This window comes from Fibrella forsythiae, from assembly GCF_017353175.1.
Taxonomy (GTDB): Bacteria; Bacteroidota; Bacteroidia; order Cytophagales; family Spirosomataceae; genus Fibrella; species Fibrella forsythiae.
The window spans coordinates 34135-51240 of sequence record NZ_JAFMYW010000007.1 but is presented as its reverse complement, the minus strand read 5'-3'; the positions used below and the strand labels follow the sequence as shown (position 1 = coordinate 51240).

The window sequence follows — 17106 nt, the reverse complement described above, 5'->3', positions numbered from 1 at the left end:
GTCTGCTGAGGCGATTAGTAAGGACGTACCTTACAATTCTAATGCTATTTGGCTACGCTTCACCCTGGAGCATGAGTGCTCCAACCGTCACGTTACTGGTTTCGTCAATCAGAATGGCTCCGCCGTTGGCCCGGTTTTGACCATAGGGATCAAAAGCAACGGGCTGAGCTGTACGCAGCACTACCCGTGCCAGATCGTTCAGTTTCAATGTATCAACGCCTTCGATCTGTTCATAGGTCTCAATATTCAACTGATACGGAATGGCCCGAACCGAACAGCGCGTGCGGGACGTACCTACCTGTAACACGTACTTGCTGCCGAGCGACAGCGTTTTGGTATCCATCCAGCAAAGCATCGCGTCAACATCCTGACTTAATACCGGCTGGTTGGCCGACGGCACAATCAGGTCACCCCGGCTGATGTCGATGTTGTCGGCCAGGTGCAAAATAACCGATTGGTTTACGTGCGCTACCTGAACATCCTGTTCATTAGTTTCGATCCGAGAGATGGTCGAGCTTTCGCCGGATGGGAGCACGGTTACGGCTTCACCTACGTAGAACGAGCCGCTGTTAATTTTTCCGGCATACCCCCGATAATCAGGTAGTTCAGCCGTTTGAGGGCGAATGACCAGCTGAACCGGCAGACGGCCAAGCAGTTGGCTGTCGCTCTGGTCGATCTCAATCGTTTCCAGGTGGCTCAACAGTGTTGTGCCCGTATACCACGGCATCGCCGCTGATTGATCAACCACGTTATCGCCGTTAAGCGCGCTCATTGGGATGTACGTGATATCGGGAATGGTCAGTTTCTGCGCTAGTTCGGCGTACTGGATGCAGATATTCGAGAAAACATCTTCTGAGAAATTGACCAGGTCCATCTTATTTACCGCCACCACTACGTGCCGTATACCGAGCATGCTGGCGATGAGTGAATGCCGCCGGGTCTGCTCTACCACACCATGCCGTGCATCGATCAGGACAATCGCCAGTTGGCAGTTCGACGCGCCGGTCACCATGTTGCGGGTGTACTGAATGTGCCCCGGTGCATCGACGATAATGAACTTGCGGGCGGTTGTCTGGAAGTAGCGGTACGCCACGTCGATGGTAATTCCCTGTTCGCGTTCCGAGCGAAGGCCGTCGGTCAGCAAGGCTAGATCAACCTCGCCATTATCCCGACTTTTGCTGGCTTTCTCGATGGCTTCGAGCTGATCGGCCAGGATTGATTTGGAATCATACAGCAGACGACCAATGAGGGTGCTTTTTCCATCATCAACGCTGCCACAGGTTATAAAACGTAGTAAGTCCAATGTGTCAAAGAGTGAAAGTGTGAATGAGTGAAAGTGCGTAAGAGAGGAGGTGCCGGCATTAACCAGTCACTCTTTCACTCTCTCTCCCTTTCACTCTTTAAAAATAACCGCCTTTCTTGCGGTCTTCCATGGCGGCTTCGGATAGTTGATCGTCCATGCGGGTTTCGCCCCGTTCAGACACGCGCGTAGCCTGAATCTCGGCAATAACTTCGTCGAGTGAATCAGCATCCGATTCAGAAGCGGCGGTGCAGGAGATGTCGCCAACGGTACGGAAACGTACCCGGCGGGTTACGCGCTCATCGTCGGCTTCCTGTTGAATCACATTGCCGGCAGTGGCCATCAGCTTACCGTCGCGGAGCAGTAATTCGCGGTCATGGGCGAAGTAAAGGCTTGGCAGGGCGATGTTCTCGCGACGGATATAATTCCATACGTCGAGTTCGGTCCAGTTGGAGATGGGGAACACGCGCACGTTTTCGCCTTTGTGGATCCGGCCGTTGTATAGGTTCCAGAGCTCGGGACGTTGCCGCTTGGGGTCCCATGAACCGAACTCGTCACGCACCGAGAACACCCGCTCTTTTGCACGTGCTTTCTCTTCATCTCGACGGGCACCACCGATACAGGCATCAAACTCGAACTCCTCGATGGTATCCAGCAGGGTGAACGTTTGCAGTCCGTTGCGGGTGGCGTTGCGGCCGGTAGGCTCTTTCAATTTCCGGGTACGGATCGTGTCTTCAACGTACCTGACAATCAGCCGTTCGCCGAGGCTATCGGCCAGCCAGTCACGGAAATCAAGGGCTTCCTGAAAGTTATGTCCCGTGTCGATATGCACGAGCGGGAACGGAAATTTGCCGGGGCGAAACGCTTTACGAGCCAGATGTACGAGCGTAATCGAGTCTTTACCGCCCGAAAACAGCAAAGCAGGCCGTTCAAACTGACCGGCCACTTCCCGCATGATGTGAATCGCTTCCGATTCGAGTTGATCTAAATAATCCATAAAAAACAGCTTACTGTTTTCAGTTTACCGTTTGCTGTTTACTGTTTTCTGTTGCGCTGCTGATTACACAATCCGTGATTTAGCAGCGCAACAGAAAACAGTAAACAGCAAACGGTAAACTGATGATGTTACGGTTTGAAAACTTCTTCGTGGGTATGAAGACCGCATTCTTTTTTCGAATTGTCTTCCCACCACCAGCGGCCGGCGCGGAAATCTTCGCCGGGCTGAATGGCGCGGGTGCAAGGCTGACAGCCAATGCTCACGAACCCCTTATCGTGCAGGGGGTTGTACGGTACGTTATGCTCTTTGACGTAGGCTTTTACGTCATCGAATGACCAGTTCATCAACGGGTGGAACTTGAACAGTTGATGGGCTTCGTCCCACTCCAGCTGCGTCATGTCGTGCCGGTTGTTCGACTGCTCGGCCCGGATGCCGGTGATCCATATTTTCTGGCCTGCCAGTGCCCGGTTCAACGGCTCTACCTTCCGAATAAAGCAGCATTCTTTCCGGTTGTCCACACTCTCGTACATGCTATATGGGCCTTTGGCGGTCATTAGCTGTTCGATCTTTGCCTGATCGGGAAACATCGTTTCGATGGGCAGTCCGTAGCGGCTCAGCGTCTTGTTCCAGACCGAATATGTCTCGCCGAACATGCGGCCGGTATCCAGCGTGAAGAGCCGAACAGGTAGCTCGTTTCGGGCAATAAGGTCAGTGATGACCTGATCTTCGTAACCCAGGCTCGTCGAAAAAACGACCTGACCGGGGAAAAGCTCCGTTAGTTTTCGGAGCGCGTCGACCTCATTCAGACCTGCTAATTGGGCTGAAAGTGATTCGAGGGTGGGGGAGGTGGATTCGGTAATCATACGTATCGTAAGAACTTCTTTCGGCTGAAAAAGGCAACAAATGTGCCCAGTAAGCAATGACTATAACCCGCCACGACTAGCCAAAGTGCGAAACGAACGCCGTCTGGATCGGATTCAGAGTGAACTAATAAGCGAAATATCGCGACATAAATAACGACTAGCGCTACATGGCCAATCACATACTGTTTGAAATAACGCCACGGATAGACCAGCAAAAAACTCCAGAAGAATGTGCTGATAGGGAGCACAGTCAGGAACAACCAAAGTATAATTTGCGGGCCTATCATAAACTACTTCAAGATAACCGCTTTACCCGTTTTGGCTGACTGACGGGCGGCGTCTAAAATTTCGACAACAATCAGGTTGTTTTCCAGCGATGTGAGCGCGTCGGGTTTGGTTTCACCGCGTAGTAGACGGGCCAGGTACGTAAACGGGTCGCTGGCGGGAGCTTCCGTTTGAGGGGCTTCCATGGGCCGTTCAGCTTTGTCAGCCTTTAACCGCACGCGCATCCGGTTGCCATCGATGGTGTTAACGTACCCAGTTTGCCCATATACTTCCATATCCTTGCGACCGAATGGCCAGTTCCAGGATGCCTGAATCACGGCCTGTGCCTTCGGGTACGTTAGTAAAACGGTCGCTTCGTCATCAACGTTCGGATACAGATCAGGCTTGATCTGCTGGGTCACCGCACGCACCGACGTTGGTCGCTGGCCCTGCATGAGCCAGGTCGACAGGTTGGCGCCATAGCAGCCAAAGTCGAACAGCGCACCGGCTCCGTTGGCGACCGGGTCTGTCAGCCAGGCCAGAAACTCCGGATTGCAGCCAATTTCTTTCGGTCCTTCGTGCCCATCATGTACCACGATCTTCCGAATATCGCCGATAGCCTTGTCTGTATGAGCCACGGCATAGGCACGGTGATTACTGCCGTACCAGGTTGTTTCGTAATTCGTCAGTAACTGCGTCTTATGTTTTCGGGCCAATGCCGCCATCTGAACGGCATCGGCATAGGTCGTGGCAAGCGGCTTCTCAACCATGACATGAACGCCACGCGGCGCACAAACCCGAACGGTTTTCACATGATCGGCGATGGCCCCAAAATCAAGCACGGCTTCCGGCTTGCCTTTGGTCAGCATCTCATCGATCGTCGGATAAACCAGCGCCATATCAAACCCGTATTGCTTGGCCAGTCGCCCGGCCAGATCGAGATTGGTTTCGGCAATGCCAACCAAAACAAGATCGCCTTTTTTTAGCCGACCGAGTATCGTGTTCACGTGTGCATGCGTCAACCCCGCAATGCCAACCCGCAGCGGCTTTGGCGCTGTTTGGGCTACGGCAAACTGCGTGATCAGGAGCAGTAGGAGGGTGAGGCGGGTTAACATTGGCTGGTGCGGGCGAATCAGGTGATTATACGCGTTCTTTCAAAATCTCAGCGCTCACGGTCGCTGCCTGCTCAAAATCGGCGATCAGGTCATCGATGTGTTCCAGCCCAACCGAGATACGAATAAGGCCCGGCGTAATGCCCAGCGCCGCTTTTTCGTCAGGTTTCAGCTTCGCATGTGTAGTTGTATTCGGGTTAGTCACGATCGTGCGCGAATCACCCAGATTCGATGAGAGCGTTGGAATCTCCAGCGCCTCCATGAATGCCTGTACGCGCTCAAAGCCCCCTTCCAGTTCGATGGTGACAATGGAGCCACCCGCGCTCATCTGTGATTTGGCCAGATCGTGTTGCGGATGAGAAGGCAGGAACGGATACTTCACCGTTGCCACGTCGGGATGATTCTCCAGGGCTTCGGCCAGTGCCATCGCGTTTGAACAATGCCGCTCCATGCGCAATTCGAGCGTCTCGAGGCTCTTCGATAATGTCCAGGCGTTAAAGGGCGACATCGAAGGACCCGTATGCCGGGCAAAAAAACGAATGGGGGCAATCAGATCGGCGCGGCCTACCACAATGCCGCCCAGCACCCGGCCCTGACCGTCCATGAATTTAGTAGCCGAGTGAACAGATAGATCGGCACCGAAGTCGAGTGGGGTTTGCAGGATAGGGGTGGCAAAGCAGTTGTCGACGTTCAGAACGAAGCCGTGCTTTTCTTTCAACCTGCCCAGCATCGCCAGATCAACCAGTTCAAGGCCGGGATTCGAGGGCGTTTCCAGGTAGACCATTTTGGTATTCGGTTGAATGGCCGCCTCCCACTCGGCTTCCGTCGCCGTCGCGTCGACGTAGGTGTGGGTGATGCCCCATTTGCTCAGGATCTGGGTGATGATCTGATGCGCCGAGCCGAATAGTGCCCGACAGGCTACCAGGTGATCACCCGATTTTAACAGACCCGCCATCGACGCAAATACCGCCGCCATACCTGTTGCCGTGGCGATGCCTTCTTCGGCGCCTTCCAGCATACAAACCTTGTCGACAAACTCGGTGACGTTGGGGTTCGAGAAGCGGCTATAGATGTTTCCTTCGATGGTTTCCTCGAAGAGCTCTTTGCCCTGTTCGGCACTTTCGAAGGTGAAACTAGACGTTAAAAACAGCGGGGTCGAGTGCTCCCGATACTGTGTTTTTTTCGTCTGGGTACGTATGGCTTTGGTCTGTTTTTTCATGGGAGAAATGTCATTCGCTTCGCTGTCATTTATGGCCATTTATTGTTTTGCAATGGATGACTACTTAATGACAATCAATGTCCGCGCAGCAAAATGACCACTTTATGGCTTAAAAGAACATGATTATTTTCCGCAAACTTACGATGATCACGACGATGCCGACCAATACCATCATGGTTTTAACAGGAAGGCGCTGTGCCAGATGTGCCGCAATGGGTGCCGCGATGCTGCCGCCCAGTATCAGACCCAGGATAACCAGGCCGTAATTGCCCAAGCCGACGTAGAGAGCAAATACCACCGACGAAGCGAAGGATATAAAGAATTCAGCCAGGTTGACCGAGCCAATGGTGTAACGCGGATGCCGCCCACTGGCGATAAGTGTTGAGTTCACGATCGGGCCCCAACCACCGCCACCGATTGAGTCGAGAAAGCCACCCGTCCAGGCCAGCATACCGATGTTTTTGATCGGTTTTTTGACAATCCGTTTGACGAGCGCTTTTCGAATGATCAGGATACCCAGAATGGCCGTATACACCGAAATGATGGGCTGTAGCGCCTTGGCATATTGCTCAAACGATGATAATTCGGAGATGAGCCAGGCACCCAGCGCCGCGCCGATGACACCAGGAATCAAGACGGCTTTGAACAGTTTGCTGTTGATGTTGCCAAACTTAAGGTGCATGTAGCCCGAGACGCCCGAGGTGAAAATTTCGGAGCTATGTACGCTGGCCGTAGCATGTAAGGGACTGATGCCCACGCTCATCAGAAATGTTGTGGCCGTGACGCCGTAGGCCATGCCCAGGGCGCCGTCGATCATCTGGGCCACAAAACCAGCCATCAGAAAATAGAAAAATTCGGGTTCGACCCGAACAGACGTTGCCAGTACCGTAATGCGATCCAGTGTGAAATAGCTCAACAGCAAATGCCCCACGATCATCAGCGACAGAGCTGCCGTAACGTAGATTGCAATCTCGGTCCGGGTACGTCGCCGCCAGATAGGCGGCGGTGGCGCAGTCGTGATTTTTGCGGCAGGGTACGCCTTTCGCAAGGCTACGGCTTTCTGGTCAGCTTGCTCACCCTGAATGACAACAGACATGCCGTTGAGGTCGATGGCTGGCGCAACAGAGACAGCGGATACGGGTTCAGAAACAGGCTCAGCCTGATTGTCGATCTGCATAATGTATTAACTATATCGACTTAATAGAGTATTGTTCTTATGAAAAACGCCACAGCGATTGTGGCGTTTTAGTTGGCTGATGAAGCGCAAAGGTAAAAGAAATATTTTGTCCGCATAGTTCACGGCACCCCGCATTTATGATAAATGCACAACAAAGACGGGTAATTCTGCCAGAGTAGAGGCCGTGCCCAGCGAAGTGCGTTGCCGCCACCCATCCACCGACTACGGTGAAAGAGAGAGTCAAACTGAACAACTCAACGTTGACCGGATGACCCTTTCTGGCTACTCATTACCACTAGAATGACTCAGGTAAGCAATCCGTCAGTACTTGCAGGTACATATCAACATACTGTTCCAGATACTTCGAGCGGTACTGGAGAATGTATCGGGGATGATCGACGGTGACGATTCGTCCGAAAAATCCCTGCTCGTCATTCAGCTTTTTCAGGAAACCCTCGTTTTTCCGCCCCAGACAAATGGCCACCCGCTTATCGCAGCCAAACGTCTGTTGTTGGTGCAGGCTGTCGATCATCACCGGCCACAGCTCTTGTGTAGTGGCTTTATCATCATAAAAATTGTAGTTCTTGCCGTCTTTCACCAGCGCCAACGGATACAGCGACGACAGGAAAAAACGGCCGTAAAAGGCATCGACGCCACCAAATGCCTCGATCACTTTATAGATGAATCGGCTCGACAGTTCGGGTGTGGGCGGCAGGTCGTTTGGAATACCGCAGTAACGGGCCAGATTCTGTGGGGTGGTAAACGAAAGGCCCGTTACCCCCGCGCCAAACCGGCCGGGGTTAATACCCAGAATGAACACTCGCGGCTGCTGATCGCTGTAGAACTTGGTGTAAAATCGTTGAACAATGTCTTTCACCACCGGATCGGCGTACGGGTTCATTGCCGAAACACCCGCTGGCAGGCTGTCGGGCTCATGCTGATTGAGATAAAACCGGATAGCCCGTTCTGAAAAAGTCATTGCGCTAACGTGAAGGCGTAACGTTGAGAGTTGAAAAAGCAAAAGTTAATTTTTTCTGATAAACGTTTATGATTAATCCAGTCTGTACCCCGTTTTAATTAGTTCAGTTTCGCTTTCAGTACGTCGATCAACGCACTCATGGTGTCATACGTCTTTATATTATAGCGTTTACAAACAATATCCACATCCCCTTACGCCAATATCCGTCCGGGCAGACAACCATTAATTTTTTTGTTTTGGCGTAGAGACCTAATTCCAGAAGACTGATTGGGCTCTGCGAGGTTGGCGAAAAATACATGATGATGTCAGCTTGTTCCAAAGCTGACAATTCCCATTCTACTTGTTTTCTAAAGTTGCTATCCGAAATGACTGGTTTCCAGTCTTTATTCCAATCATCGCGTCGTGGATTGAGTAACACTGCGTTTTTATCTGTCAGTTGCTGTTCGATTTTAGCCTGCCAATTCTCTGCAGTGCCCATGTCGATACTGCCGCCTAAAAATATCTTAGGGCGATTGTCTTTAGCGGGTACTGCTGCTGGTGATTTTATGATGGTGACTTTCTGCGCAGACGTGGTTAGAGAGAGAAATAGTAATGCGATGGTGAAGCAGGAATATCTCATACCTATTAATTGTTGCAATTAGTCTGCGACGACTATACTGATTATATAATGGCACAAACGACCCTGTCAAAAAGGGCACAACGCTACGATTATGCGGCCATTTATTAAAACAAATATCGATCATGGCTAATACTGATCGCGCTTCGGAATGATATGAATCTACCGTTCAATCCGGTATTTGATCAGCGTTAGATCCTGGCCCATGCCGCCGGTATCATCATACTGACTGATAATCGCCGCGCCAAGCGATTCCGGGATTTTGCGACTGGAAATATTGCGCGAATCAACGGGGTAGATCAGGTATTCGTAGGGAATGTGCTCGTCGGCCCAGTGTTTCAGTGTGTGAATGGCCTCCCGTCCGTAACCGTGCATATGCGCCGACTGTTTCACCCATATACCAAACTCCGGCCGTTTGTCGGCCAGTTTATGCAGTCCGACGCAGCCCAGGAAATCGCCCGTCTGGCGCTCGGTGATGACCATGTTCAGGCTGCTGCCTTCCCGATTGCATGCCTTTGCTGACTCAACAAACGCTTCGGTTTCTGTTCGTTCGTTGGCGGGGCGCGGGTGCATGTAGGTAGCCACCTCGGGCGTAAATTCGCGGAAAATCAGGTCGGTATACTCGTCAGTAACGGGCAACAGGCGAAGCCGTTCCGAGTCGAGGGTCAGGGTGGTCAGGTCGGGTAACATAGTCGTCAGCGTGCACACGGGGCAGTTTCACGAATATACAGGATTGCTCACGTTGGGCAAGCAATGTACCTACAGCAGGAGAGAGCCCACGCAAAAGGCATCGACGATCCACAGGCCTATGGGTACATCCTGTCGTTTACCAACTGCCAGCTTGATGACTGTCCAGCTCAGAAAACCCCAGACGATGCCCTGCGTAATCGAGTAGCTGAACGGAATCAGGACCAGCGCCAGAAAACAGGGGATGGCTTCATCGAGTTCGGTCCATCGAATGCGGGTGACGGGCTGAATCATGAACGTACCCACCAGCACCAGGGCTGGCGCCGTTGCCAGGCTTGGAATGATGGAAAGCAGTGGCGACAGGAACAAAAAGGGTAAAAACAGGCTCCCGGCCACAACAGCTACCAAGCCTGTCCGGCCGCCCTGTGCAATGCCTACTGCCGATTCGATATAAGCGGTGCCCGGACTGGTACCAAAGAATCCGGCCAGTGTGGTAGCTACGGCATCCGTGAGCAGCGATCGGCTTAGGTGTTGGGGTTCACCCTGTTCATCCTGCAAGCCGGAAGCCTCTGCTACGCCGACAAAGGTGGAGATGCTATCAAACAGATCCGTAAAGGCGAAGGCGAAAATGACCGGGGCAAGCGACCATTTCAGTGAGCCGATTAAATCGAGTTTGCCAATCAGGCTGAAATCGGGCGCGGCCACTACGCCCTTCCAACTGACTAATGTAGCTTGTCCGAAGTTGATCGCGGAGGCATCGCCCCACCAGCGGCCAATAGGCCAGGCCAGGGCCGTTGTCAATGTGATGCCTAGCAAAATAGCCCCCGGCACCCGTCGTGCGACAAGCATAGCCGTCAGGAGCAAACCCACCATGAATGTCAGCACAATTGGGTCGTGAAAATTGGCCATCTGCACCAGTGTGGCGGGGCTGGCTACGATGAAATGGGCGTTCTCGAAGCCAATGAGTGTGATGAACAGGCCAATACCGACCGAGATGGCGTACCGGAGCGGGGTTGGAATCGCCCGTACGAGGGCAGTGCGCACATTGAAAACCGTAAGCAACAGAAACAGTACGCCCGCCCAAAATACGGCACCCAGTGCCACTTCGGGCCGGATGCCCATGCCTTTCACCGCTGAAAAGGTAAAGAACGCGTTCAGCCCCATGCCCGGTGCCACCACAATCGGGTTGCGGGCGTACAGGCCCATCATCAGGCTACAAAAGAACGAGAGCAATACGGTGGCGGTTACCACGCCCGAAAAGGGTAACCCGCTCTGGCTTAGAATAGACGGGTTCACCACAATGATGTACATCGTGGCAACAAAGGTCGAGACACCCGCGAGGATCTCGGTTCGGGTAGAGGGTGGAGCCGTATTCACTATTTACAGTCTGGTTGTATCGACTAGTTAGATTTTTGTCATCCCGCAACGGCGGACCGCTCCTGTCGTCGGGATGACAAAATCATACGCGTTTCATGCAAAGGCATCAATCAGCATCGAACGCTACAGGGTATCCAGCGCCGATTTCATGGCTTCGAGCTGCCGTTTTTTCTGAAGCACTTTGGGGGAGGCCACCCGCTCCCGACAGTCGAAAATGCCACAGCGTTCGCAGGCTTCGTTCACGACCCGGTGCGGAATACCCGCGTCAGGATTGTTCAAAAAGCGCATCTTTGCCTTAAGCGTATCATTCACCGCAAAACACATCGACACGCTCATATTCTGTCCGGCGCTGCCATCCGATCGGTCAGAGCGATGGGGATGCGCTACCGAAACGATCAGAAACGTCTGCCCCGTATCGGCGTAAGTCGACAACTGTGCCCGACACAGCGACCCCGTGAAATCTTTATGGTGCTGCAGGAAGCCAAGCTCCTGCAGGCTTGTCAACGCTACCCAACGTCGACAGAAATGCTCGTCGACCATACCACGTGGACCCTGTTGCCGCGACAGGTGCATTTCTTTGGTGAGGGCAAATGTGGTTTGGCCGGGTACGTGGTTGAACCGGTAAAAAAATAGCTGATCGATGCCGAAATCGCGGGGTAGAATATTGCTGAGCCGGTAAAAAAAGCGTTCAGGCGTCGCCCCGAATTCATCGATAACCTCCAGTAATGCCTCGTTGCTCCAGGTGTCGCGGGCAAATAACTCGTTTATACGATCAACCATCGTTTCGCGGCGAATCAGTACAGCCCCGGCAAAATAAGAAGCTTTGTAGTTATTCAGAATCTGCTCGAACGACTCTGCTTCAACATAGGCGTAGGTATAGGGGCGAACCTTCAGCGTGAGGTAATGAAAGCCAACCTCTCGCGCCAGCACGTAGGCGCGTTGCGGCTCCGTCAGCGTGCTGTTCACGTGCAGCGTATGCGATTCGGGCCGGTAGACCGACCGCAACGACGCCAGCGCCGGTTGCTGAGCCGGATCGAAATAGGTCAGCGTAACGGCATAGCGCGTTTTCAGCAGGTTCGTTAACAAACCCGTATCAACGGAGCGCCCCGACGGCGCAAATTCGGTCAGAAACCGACTGGCTTCCACCTCAATATCTTCGAAATGGTTGTCGTTGATCTCCTGATAAGACCGGAGCATGGTCAGGTATAACCGCTCGACGCTCATGTTGTAGCTCAACGCAATATCCATGAACGTACGGATCATGGCGCTGACTTTATCAGGTGCACCCGCCAGCAGATCGAGCAGGTCTGATGGGTCAATGCCAAAGAGTTCGAGCGGAATTTCGGTCAGGAATTTAGACCGGAGCAGGTCAGCAATAGGAGCGAGCTTCTTATTAACCTTCAGCGAAACCAGCGTATCATAATCGACGTCGAGTGCCCTGGCCAGGCCCGAAATCTTGTCGGCTTTCGGGTACTTGCGCCCCTTCTCGATTTCGGAAATGTAGGAGATCGCCAGACCCGACCGTTGAGCCAGCTCACTGACAGAAATACCTCTTTCCTGACGAAGCTGACGGAGTTTGAGCCCAAATAACAGGCGAATATGATCGGAAGAAAGCGACACGGATGATGATTTAGACCTGTAAAGATAGCATTCTCCTGCGGATGCCCGATAATCAGGCCGTTGGCGACTATTTGCCAAACAATACACCTGGTTTAAGTCTATTAATAGCAGTACCGGCTTTACCGGACAATCAAACTGTTAACGGATTCTTTAAATCTATGGAACAAGAGGTGAAACGCCCTGAAAGCGGCGAGTTGAAAAGTGAAGTACAGGATTTCCCGGCCATTCAGGCCAAAATGACGCCTGAGCCGCAGAGCGATCTGTCCAGCTACAACGCGGCGGGCAAACTGGCTGGCAAAGTGGCCATCGTGACCGGTGGCGATAGCGGCATTGGTCGGGCGGTGGCCGTCGCCTTTGCCAAAGAAGGCGCCAATGTGGCGATTATGTATCTGGACGAGGAGCAGGAGGATGCCGACGAAACCAAGCGATTGGCTGAACAATTTGGCACAAAATGCCTGCTGATTCCGTCGGATGTGCGCAGTAAAGCCAAGTGTGTGGAGGCTGTAGAGCAGACCGTGGCTGAGTTCGGTAAACTCAATATTCTGGTCAATAACGCCGCCTATCAGCATATTGTTGAGAAGATCACCGACATCACCGAAGAACAGTTACGCCGCACCTTCGACACGAATATTCTCGGCTATTTCTTCATGGTACAGGCGGCCTTGCCCCATCTGCACGAGAACGACGTTATCATCAACACGGGCAGTATCGTGGGTAAAATGGGTCAGCCTAAACTGGTCGATTATGCCTCAACGAAAGGGGCCATCCACGCGTTCACCATGTCGTTGGCTACACAATTGGGTGAGCAGAAGATTCGCGTGAATGCGGTATTGCCGGGTCCGATCTATACGCCATTTCTGCCGGGTGCGGGTATGGGTCCGGAAGGCGTCGAGGAAGCTGCCAGCAAAACCATTCTGCAACGTCCCGGTCAGCCCGACGAGTTGGCGCCGGCCTATGTGCTGCTGGCGTCGAGTGATGGCTCGTACATTACTGGTAGCCTGCTGGACGTGAACGGCGGGAATGCCTGATTGACAACCCGTTTTAGTGACAAAAACCCGATTGGTGTGCAGGACACCGGTCGGGTTTTTGTTTAATCTCCACTGCTGCATCCACTGGCTGAGCAACCGGAATCACCACTGCTATCACTATCGCCAGCGTGACTTCCGTGGTGTCCATCGCCAGAATCGGCCGAACTACATCCGCTACTGTCGCTGCCGTTCCCGGGACGATTACTGGCGGAAAAATCAATCCACACGCTGTAGATCCAGAGCCCGATCAGGAAGAAACCGACCAGGAAAGCAAGGAGCGCGCCGCCGGAAGCTTGTAAAAACAACCCGGATACAGCCGCAACTATTAATCCGAGAAGCAGCGGTTCAGCACGAATCCAGTTGGGTTTTCGGACGATCCAGTTCGTGCGCCGGTTTACCCGCTCGAAGTCGATATCCGAAAAGCGTTGCTGGTTATTATGCCAGATGTCGGCGGGTGGTGGGGTGCCAAAATAATGGGCGTACAATAGCTGGCTGTGACTATACATACCATCGAATTTCTGCCCTTCGCTAGCGCCCCCTTTGGTTGGGTTATGATTAATGTCGCGTCCAAGGGTGTTCCGGCAAAGGTCGTCCCAATACGATTTGGTGTAAGTCAGGTGTAAATGCCAGGCCTGGTCGACGGGGTCGGAGGGGGTTACGCCTGTTGGGGTTACACAACACAGGAAGAGGAATTTTCGGTACTCCTCCATGACGCGTTGCGTGTAGGCGGCAGTCCAGCCGTTTTCGCGGGCAAGCCGTGCCGCAAAGGTGAGCGAGGGCCGCGCCAGGCGGCTGTCAGACCCATCGATCGAGAAGGTGCTGAGCTTTGTCCACAGAACCACTTCGTCTTCAGACATACACTTTATTGTCGCTCTCATAATGGTAAGAAGGGTTACGCTATTCCAGGAACTTTCCAAGCGTTGTCAAGCCAGAAATTGTTGTCAACTGGTTAAAGGCGAGCCAGTTGTTTTTGATTATCCCGCTTGTTGAGTTCAGGCCACGCACCCAGTGGATCCACTATTACCGCCACAGCGTCGGGGTGGGCGGGTAGCCAGTCTACTTTGTCGGTCCGACCGTCGGTATTCGCCAGAATCAATTGGCGGTAGATCACCTGTCCCGCTGCATTCAGCAGCACGACCGGCACATAATCATTCAGTAACTGCTCGTTCAACTGCCCGGCCGAATCTGTCCGGTATTTGTGGGCCCGAACCTTAACTGACAACCGATCCGGGTACGTTCCGATCCGGCCAATCCGGAAATCAAACGTAGGTTGTTCGCTCAGGTACGTTCCCAGGTACGTTAGTGAATCGGGCAGGGCTTTCGTGAGGCTTTCGGCAAACGAATGTATGTCTGTCGGGTTTGCAGCCTGCACAAATGATCCGATCTGCCGACAGAGTTTGTCATGCCCCCATACTTCACCAACGCACGTAAGCGACAACGGACCACGGGCTGTCAGCAGGGCTGGGACTTGGTCAGGTACGTTGCTTTTGTTGGCTGGCGTTCGGCAAGCACGCTGCACACGAGCCAGTTCTGTTGCCAGCCATTCATCACCGCGTTGATGCTGTACAACCCGGAGGGCCAGGTAGTCAGGAAGGCTTTGACGGATAAAAGCGCTGGTTAGCCGCTTTTTCGCAACCCAATGGCGCAGTATGATTTTGGAAATAGTTAGGTCAACCTGTCCGGCGTCGAAGGGATCGCTGGTATCGGTCAGCCAGCCATCGCGTTCGTTGACATCGATTCGAGTCGCTGATGCGCTTTGGGTTTTCATGAAACGGGGGACTTCGGCAATGGTCAATTCCGCTGATGGGAACGTACCTAACCAGCCTGTCGCCTGCTGAAGGGTCTGGGCGGCCATTGCCTGTATCCGGGCAAGGTTCTGGCTGTGAACATAGTGGTAGTGGATCGTAACGGGCCGATTCTGCACTGTTACGACCTGCGTTGTCCGGTGTAAAAGTGGGGCGTTGCTTGCTGTGTCTGCACCATCCGCTAGCTCATTGACGGGCAAACGAAGGTAGAGTTGACCGATACAAACACCAGCAACCACAGCCGCCAGCCAGACAACGTACCCAGGCCGCAGCCCCGACTGCCAGCGCCTTACCACCACCCGCATGGGCACAACTACGCCTCGCTGTACCAACCCGGAGGCCAGCGAGAGCAGGCCCATTGCCAACACCGACCACATAGCGGCATAGACCCAGCGGAACCGCCCCGCGTTACCATACCCTGTTAGTTCGGAATACGCCCATGAGTTGGGTAAACTGCTGTAAACGGCTAGCCATGAGCCTTGTAGGCCATATTCGTCAACGGACAGCAACAATCCGATTGCAACCACCGCTGCAAGGTGTCCCAGCAGTCGGATGGGGAGGAGGGTCTGGATCAGAAAAGCCAGGGCGATCAGTTGCGCGTAGCGAAGAAACCCATCAATAAGCAGGTCATTGGCATATAAAGACCAGTCGATGGGTGTTTGGCCGTTTAGCCACTGTATTGATAACCCTGTCAGAAACAACGTACCTGTAAGCAAAGCGGCAATACCCAGCATGGCCGCGTACTTCGCTATAAACAAAACCCAGCCGGGTTGAGGGGTTGCGTCAACGAGTGGCCACATGCCTGAATTCCGCTCGCGGTAGAGCAATTCGCCCGAAAAGACCGACAGAAACAGGCCTGTAAAAAAAAGCAACGGTAACCGAACGAAGGTCATGCGGGACGTAGACGGGAGCAATCGTTGGCCTGTCTCGGTCAGGTTGCCCAGGCCGGTAGCATACCCAATGATCGCCAAAACAAGCAACAGCCCCACCACACTGAAGGCAGGCTGATTAACCACGTGTCGGAAGTAAGCTGGAGTTAGCTGACAGAGTACTCGCCAGCTTGCCCGGCCGTTGAACCGCCTGGTCAGCAACGGTAAGGGAATTGACTGGGTACGTTGTGGCTGCGGGTTAGCAAGGTCACGTTTGGTGGCACGTTGCGACGGGAGGCCACTCCAATAGTGAAAGGTCAGCCGATTGGCGGCTCGTACCAGTAGGCCACCGCTCAGACCAAGCCAGAGCAGCCGATTAATAAGCAGCAGGTCGGGCAAGGGCAACGTACCTGACCGTTGTTCGAAGGACGTAAGCTGGCTGAGCGCATCGCGGATCAGAATGTGACCAAACGGATCGAGCAGGAGCAACAGATCGTTTCTGACCACGACAGGCTCACCTATGCGGAGTAGCACCTGCCCAATTACCAGTGCAAGCAGGGCCAGATAAGCGCCCGCCATTCGCTGCGTAACGGCCGTTAAGGCATAGGCCAAGCTGACGACAATCAGTAGATTAGGAAGCATCAGGAGACTGAACGATACCAGAATGGCCGACAGCGGAAATGGGCCAACCGGTACTGTAACCCATAGTGGCAGGAGCAACGTACCCAGTACGATTCCGGTAGCCAACAACAGACACGTACCCAGCACACCGATCAGTTTTCCGGCGAAATAGAGCAGTTCGTTCAGCGGCAGGGCGTAAAGGTAGTCGCCCACACGGTAGGTACGATCGCGTAATAATGACTGGCCGGTCAGCAGCGCGGCGAGTGCCGTGAACAGAACACCAACGGTTGAAAAAACGCTGATAAACAGGCCGGGAGCGTTTGAATAGGGGAGGCCGAACAATTCCTCGTTAACCGCATCCAAGCCGTAGAAAAAACCCTGGGCAACCATCAGTCCATACAACAGGTAGAAGACTGGTTGCCTGAGGTGATACCGAAACTCGAAGCGGGCGGTTTGCCAGAACGTTTGCATCTGAAACGATAGGTGAGGGTGAAGTAATGTCGGACACAAGATGGCGAAACTTGTCACGTAATCAAGGCGTTGTGCCCTAAATTTCCCATCCGTCCCCCCCC

General features: G+C 53.3%; 14 protein-coding genes. 1 reads left to right on the top strand and 13 read right to left on the bottom strand.

The annotated features are described in order from the left end of the window. Positions 1-52: 52 nt before the first annotated feature. From J2I46_RS21200 to J2I46_RS21150, 11 genes are all read right to left on the bottom strand, one after another. Positions 53-1303, bottom strand: a complete 1251-nt coding sequence (locus J2I46_RS21200) for a sulfate adenylyltransferase subunit 1 (RefSeq protein ID WP_207331073.1) — start codon at positions 1301-1303, stop codon at positions 53-55. Positions 1304-1400: 97 nt separating this feature from the next. Continuing rightward, entirely contained in the window at positions 1401-2297 is an 897-nt protein-coding gene (cysD, locus tag J2I46_RS21195; RefSeq protein ID WP_207331072.1) for a sulfate adenylyltransferase subunit CysD, read from the bottom strand. A 128-nt stretch (positions 2298-2425) separates the two neighbouring features. Next, complete coding sequence (locus J2I46_RS21190; protein WP_207331071.1) at positions 2426-3160, bottom strand: phosphoadenylyl-sulfate reductase; 735 nt, start codon at positions 3158-3160, stop codon at positions 2426-2428. 290 nt (positions 3161-3450) lie between these two features. Further along, entirely contained in the window at positions 3451-4539 is a 1089-nt protein-coding gene (locus J2I46_RS21185; protein WP_207331070.1) for a Gfo/Idh/MocA family protein, read from the bottom strand. A gap of 25 nt (positions 4540-4564) precedes the next feature. Further along, positions 4565-5755, bottom strand: a complete 1191-nt coding sequence (locus J2I46_RS21180) for a trans-sulfuration enzyme family protein (protein ID WP_207331069.1) — start codon at positions 5753-5755, stop codon at positions 4565-4567. Between the two features lie 109 nt (positions 5756-5864). Further along, on the bottom strand, positions 5865-6932 hold the full coding sequence (locus J2I46_RS21175; RefSeq protein ID WP_207331068.1) for a sulfite exporter TauE/SafE family protein: 1068 nt from the start codon (positions 6930-6932) through the stop codon (positions 5865-5867). 295 nt (positions 6933-7227) lie between these two features. Further along, positions 7228-7911 (bottom strand): uracil-DNA glycosylase family protein, encoded by a 684-nt coding sequence (locus tag J2I46_RS21170; protein ID WP_207331067.1) that lies wholly within the window; start codon positions 7909-7911, stop codon positions 7228-7230. Between the two features lie 154 nt (positions 7912-8065). Beyond that, positions 8066-8530 carry a nucleoside 2-deoxyribosyltransferase domain-containing protein gene (locus tag J2I46_RS21165; RefSeq protein WP_207331066.1) on the bottom strand — a complete coding sequence of 155 codons (465 nt, stop codon included), beginning with the start codon at positions 8528-8530 and terminating at the stop codon, positions 8066-8068. A 159-nt stretch (positions 8531-8689) separates the two neighbouring features. Then, positions 8690-9217, bottom strand: a complete 528-nt coding sequence (locus tag J2I46_RS21160) for a GNAT family N-acetyltransferase (protein ID WP_207331065.1) — start codon at positions 9215-9217, stop codon at positions 8690-8692. Between the two features lie 69 nt (positions 9218-9286). Beyond that, complete coding sequence (locus J2I46_RS21155) at positions 9287-10591, bottom strand: NCS2 family permease (RefSeq protein WP_207331064.1); 1305 nt, start codon at positions 10589-10591, stop codon at positions 9287-9289. Between the two features lie 123 nt (positions 10592-10714). Further along, positions 10715-12211: a helix-turn-helix domain-containing protein gene (locus J2I46_RS21150; RefSeq protein WP_207331063.1), complete on the bottom strand. Its 1497-nt coding sequence runs from the start codon at positions 12209-12211 to the stop codon at positions 10715-10717. A 158-nt stretch (positions 12212-12369) separates the two neighbouring features. On the opposite strand from J2I46_RS21150, the gene J2I46_RS21145 reads away from it, so the two are divergent. After that, positions 12370-13239 (top strand): SDR family oxidoreductase, encoded by an 870-nt coding sequence (locus J2I46_RS21145; protein WP_207331062.1) that lies wholly within the window; start codon positions 12370-12372, stop codon positions 13237-13239. A 62-nt stretch (positions 13240-13301) separates the two neighbouring features. Here the strand turns inward: J2I46_RS21145 and J2I46_RS21140 are convergent, their stop codons facing one another. Further along, positions 13302-14117: a glycine-rich domain-containing protein gene (locus J2I46_RS21140; RefSeq protein ID WP_207331061.1), complete on the bottom strand. Its 816-nt coding sequence runs from the start codon at positions 14115-14117 to the stop codon at positions 13302-13304. 71 nt (positions 14118-14188) lie between these two features. Next, entirely contained in the window at positions 14189-17005 is a 2817-nt protein-coding gene (locus J2I46_RS21135; protein WP_207331060.1) for an ABC transporter permease, read from the bottom strand. Between the last annotated feature and the right edge of the window lie 101 nt (positions 17006-17106).

Coding starts and splice junctions, on each gene's coding strand:
- J2I46_RS21170 (WP_207331067.1), bottom strand. CDS start 7,911: ATGACTTTTTCAGAACGGGCTATCCGGTTTTATCTCAATCAGCATGAG.
- J2I46_RS21160 (WP_207331065.1), bottom strand. CDS start 9,217: ATGTTACCCGACCTGACCACCCTGACCCTCGACTCGGAACGGCTTCGC.
- cysD (WP_207331072.1), bottom strand. CDS start 2,297: ATGGATTATTTAGATCAACTCGAATCGGAAGCGATTCACATCATGCGG.
- J2I46_RS21140 (WP_207331061.1), bottom strand. CDS start 14,117: ATGAGAGCGACAATAAAGTGTATGTCTGAAGACGAAGTGGTTCTGTGG.
- J2I46_RS21185 (WP_207331070.1), bottom strand. CDS start 4,539: ATGTTAACCCGCCTCACCCTCCTACTGCTCCTGATCACGCAGTTTGCC.
- J2I46_RS21180 (WP_207331069.1), bottom strand. CDS start 5,755: ATGAAAAAACAGACCAAAGCCATACGTACCCAGACGAAAAAAACACAG.
- J2I46_RS21145 (WP_207331062.1), top strand. CDS start 12,370: ATGGAACAAGAGGTGAAACGCCCTGAAAGCGGCGAGTTGAAAAGTGAA.
- J2I46_RS21190 (WP_207331071.1), bottom strand. CDS start 3,160: ATGATTACCGAATCCACCTCCCCCACCCTCGAATCACTTTCAGCCCAA.
- J2I46_RS21175 (WP_207331068.1), bottom strand. CDS start 6,932: ATGCAGATCGACAATCAGGCTGAGCCTGTTTCTGAACCCGTATCCGCT.
- J2I46_RS21135 (WP_207331060.1), bottom strand. CDS start 17,005: ATGCAAACGTTCTGGCAAACCGCCCGCTTCGAGTTTCGGTATCACCTC.
- J2I46_RS21165 (WP_207331066.1), bottom strand. CDS start 8,530: ATGAGATATTCCTGCTTCACCATCGCATTACTATTTCTCTCTCTAACC.